General features: G+C 36.9%; 6 protein-coding genes. All 6 read right to left on the bottom strand.

What is annotated here, in order from left to right; all coding sequences use genetic code 11:
* The coding region (locus EDC17_RS16575) for a metallophosphoesterase family protein (protein WP_165894455.1) at positions 1–126 on the bottom strand (126 nt) is incomplete at its 3' end.
* Between the two features lie 43 nt (positions 127–169).
* Positions 170–1,297: a chromate efflux transporter gene (gene chrA, locus EDC17_RS16570; protein WP_002978301.1), complete on the bottom strand. Its 1,128-nt coding sequence runs from the start codon at positions 1,295–1,297 to the stop codon at positions 170–172.
* Positions 1,287–1,718 carry a DoxX family protein gene (locus tag EDC17_RS16565; RefSeq protein WP_002978304.1) on the bottom strand — a complete coding sequence of 144 codons (432 nt, stop codon included), beginning with the start codon at positions 1,716–1,718 and terminating at the stop codon, positions 1,287–1,289. Before EDC17_RS16565 ends, chrA begins: the two co-directional genes overlap by 11 nt.
* 12 nt (positions 1,719–1,730) lie before the next feature.
* A complete protein-coding gene (locus EDC17_RS16560; RefSeq protein ID WP_002978305.1) occupies positions 1,731–2,204 on the bottom strand; it encodes a DUF6428 family protein in 474 nt (157 codons plus the stop codon).
* A 66-nt stretch (positions 2,205–2,270) separates the two neighbouring features.
* The gene (locus EDC17_RS16555) at positions 2,271–2,600 is read right to left on the bottom strand and encodes an ArsR/SmtB family transcription factor (protein WP_002978307.1); all 330 of its coding nucleotides are present in this window, start codon (positions 2,598–2,600) and stop codon (positions 2,271–2,273) included.
* A gap of 111 nt (positions 2,601–2,711) precedes the next feature.
* Positions 2,712–3,676 (bottom strand): SulP family inorganic anion transporter (locus tag EDC17_RS16550; RefSeq protein WP_132779330.1); only part of this gene is annotated, 965 nt, incomplete at its 5' end.

Raw genomic sequence — 3,676 nt, 5'->3', positions numbered from 1 at the left:
AATATTATAGCCCACCAAATCGCCCAAACAATAAATACTGTCTGGTTTTCTTTTTTCAACATCTTCAAAAAATGCTTCTAATGCAGGTAAATTGGAGTGAATATCACTGAATAATGCTATTTTCATTTTGTCTAATTTTTATTGTTTAAATATTTTGTTTAAGATAACTTTAGATAAGATTAAATAAATACCCTAATAATGCTCCTCCAATAACCACAAAGGCACTATTTATTTTTTTGAATTTGAAAACTACGATCGCACTTATCATTGCAATTAATATCGTCCGCCAATCAGTAATAGTTTCTTTGCCCATTGTAAGACAAATAGCGGCTATGATTGCAACAGATGCCACATTGACCGCATCGAGAAAAATGGACAGTCCTTTAGATTGGCGCATTTTTTTCATCAAGGGATTTAGCAATGCTACTAAAATAAACGACGGCAGAAAAATAGCAATCGTAGAAATAACTGCTCCGGATAGTCCGTTGATTTGATAGCCAATAAACGTAACTGAAGAAAAAACAGGACCTGGGGTAAACTGTCCAACAGCAATAGCATCCATTAATTGCTGCCGGGTGAGTAAGCCCGTTGCAACTAATTCCGTATCTAAAAAGGCGAAAAGAACATAACCGCTTCCGTAGAGGATAGCACCAATTTTCAGGAATATCCAAAATAATTTGGTATTTGTTTCAGACAGTAAGGGGCTTTGTGCGATTTGTAAGAATGCGAGCGGGATAAAACTTTGGAGCGTATTTTTTGTATCCTGAAGGTAATACAAGGCCATTGCCAGCAATCCCGCTCCAAACATCAAATAGATTTCACTAATGCCGAATAATGACAGTACCAAAACAAGAATACCTACAACCGCCAAGAATGTGGACTTTACTGATTTCTTTGCTAATGGAAAAACAGCTCCTATGATAATAGCGATGATTGCAGGTTTGATACCGTAAATAAAGGGCTGTACTTCGGGCAATTGTCCGTATTGCTGATACAACCATGCAAATATCCCGGTAATGAAAACCGCAGGTAAAATAAAGCATAACCCTGCAAAGATTAATCCTTTCCAACCGCCTTTGTCATAGCCGATGTGTATCGCCATTTCTGTACTGTTGGGGCCAGGAATGAGATTAGTAGCTCCCAACAAATCCAAAAAATGCTGTTCGCTCATCCATTTTCTTTTCACTACTACCTCCTGCTGCATCATAGCAATATGAGCCGCGGGACCTCCAAAACCAATAAAACCGAGCTTTAGAAAGAGTTTGGCAATTTCCTTTATTTGAATATCACGCTCCATTTCTCATTACGATTTTATCAATAGACCAATTACCTCCGCCTTTGATTAACAAAAACATACTTCCCAAAAGCATCGCCCAATCCGTACGGCTGCCGTGCAGCAATTCCCAAATACCCTCGCTAGCCAAAATAGATGTTTTGGTCGTGGCAATGGCAACCAGCATAATGATGATGAGCGGAATACTTGCTAACCTTGTAAGCAACCCCAGCAAAATAAACGCTCCGCAAAGGATTTCAAATATGCCTACAAAACTTCCAAAAAATTCAGGCGATGGCAAGCCAATTTTTTCAAACCGTCCCGCTCCACGAATGGCAGGAAACAGCAATTTTTGAATGCCCTCCGATAAAAAAACACCTCCAACAATCAGTCGGATTATGATTGTTGTCTTTGAATTATCTGTATGAATGATTTTTGAAAACATAAAAATTCAATTTTAACAACATCCGCCACCTGGAGTACAAGCATTAGCATTATTTACAGGCAGTTCTGCCAAATTTTTCTTTACTTTTTCGGAAGGAATACCGCAGGCATCTTGAGCCAAACAAGCTGTTGTTTTATTTTTCAGTACAAATGTATCTCCGTTGAAATCCAAATCATACTTACCAATCGTTTCGCTTTGGTATTCCACTTCAATTTCCGCATCTTCTATGCCCAATTTTTCTTCGGATAGCTTGATGATGTTTAATAGCTTAGCTGGCTTTAATTTGTGCTCGAAATCGTCTGCATTCCATAATTGGAAGTTTACAACTTTTTCCGAACGGATTACGCCACCACAGTCTATAAAGTTTTTAGTAATTTGTCCCACTTCGGTAACGTGGAAATGTTCTGGAACTAAGGTTCCGTTTTCTAATTGAAATCCAACATTTACTAATGTTGGCAGGATTTCTTTAATTTTTGATAGCTTCATATTTCTGATATTAACTCAATAAATGTTATATTGCAATGTTACGATGATTTGGTGTTAAAAAAAAGCTTAACAGCATTCTTTACTATTTACATTCTCGACAAAAAAGCTATTGAGTTCCTTCTTAATCTCATTCCAGACTGTTTCATTAATACAGTAACATACACTAGTTCCTTCTATATTTCCTTTAATGATACCAATATTTTTCAGCTCTTTCAAGTGTTGTGAAATTGTCGCTTGTGCCAATCCCAATTCTTCTACAAGATCATTACAGATGCAGGCATTTTGTTTAATGATATGTTGCAGTATAGCTATACGAGCAGGATGAGCCAGTGCCTTTAAAATACTAGCTAAATGGTTCTGCTGTTCTGTAAAAATTTCGGTTTTTGTGACACCCATCAGTTTTATAAAAATAAATATATCGCAATATTACGATAATAAATTTAAACAGCAATAATTTTTTTTAAAATTATTGCTGTAGTTGTAATATTAAACTTGGGTATTCCGATGCTATTTATTAGTCATTACTTTGTAGGTAGGATCTTCAATAATATTCACATCAATAACTGTTTCTGCATTTTTAAGTAATTGCCTGCAATCTTGGCTTAAATGACGTAAATGTAGTTTTTTACCTTCCTTGTGATACTTCTCCGTAATTTTATTTAAAGCTTCAATAGCAGACATATCAACTACTTTACTTTCCTTAAAATCAATTACAACTTCATTCGGGTCATTTAGTACGTCAAATTTTTCAATAAATGCGGCAGTAGAACCAAAGAAGAGCGGCCCAAAAATTTCGTAATGCTTTACACCATCTTCATCTACATATTTTCTTGCACGTATTCTTTTAGCACTCTCCCAGGCAAATACTAGAGCCGAAATGACTACACCAATCAAAACCGCTAAAGCTAAGTTGTGCAATACTATGGTTATAACTGCTACCAACATGCCAATAAAAATATCGTGTCGAGGCATTTTATTAATAATTCGAAAGCTGACCCACTCAAATGTACCTATAGCTACCATCATCATCACCCCGACTAATGCCGCCATTGGAATTTGCTCGATTACAGGACCAGCAACAAGAATGATCAATAAGATTGCTATGGCTGCAACTATTGAAGAAAGTCTGGCTCTTCCTCCAGCTCCTACATTAACTAAAGTCTGGGCAACCATTGCACATCCACCCATTCCTCCGAAGAAACCGTTGGTGATATTGGCTATACCTTGTGCGGCAGCCTCACGGTTAGATTGTCCTTTTGTGCTGGTTATTTCATCAACCATATTAAGCGTTAACAGACTTTCAATCAATCCAACCCCTGCCATTACCAAGGCATAAGGGAAAATAATTTTCAATGTTTCCAGAGTAAAAGGAATAGCAGGGATGTGAAATGAAGGTAAAGAGCCTCCTACAGAGGCGATATCAATAACTTTTTTAGTATCGATGCCGAAAAAATATACAATACCAAAGACAA

It is taken from the genome of Sphingobacterium alimentarium (assembly GCF_004342685.1).
GTDB lineage: Bacteria > Bacteroidota > Bacteroidia > Sphingobacteriales > Sphingobacteriaceae > Sphingobacterium > Sphingobacterium alimentarium.
This window is presented reverse-complemented; position numbering and strand designations above follow the sequence as displayed.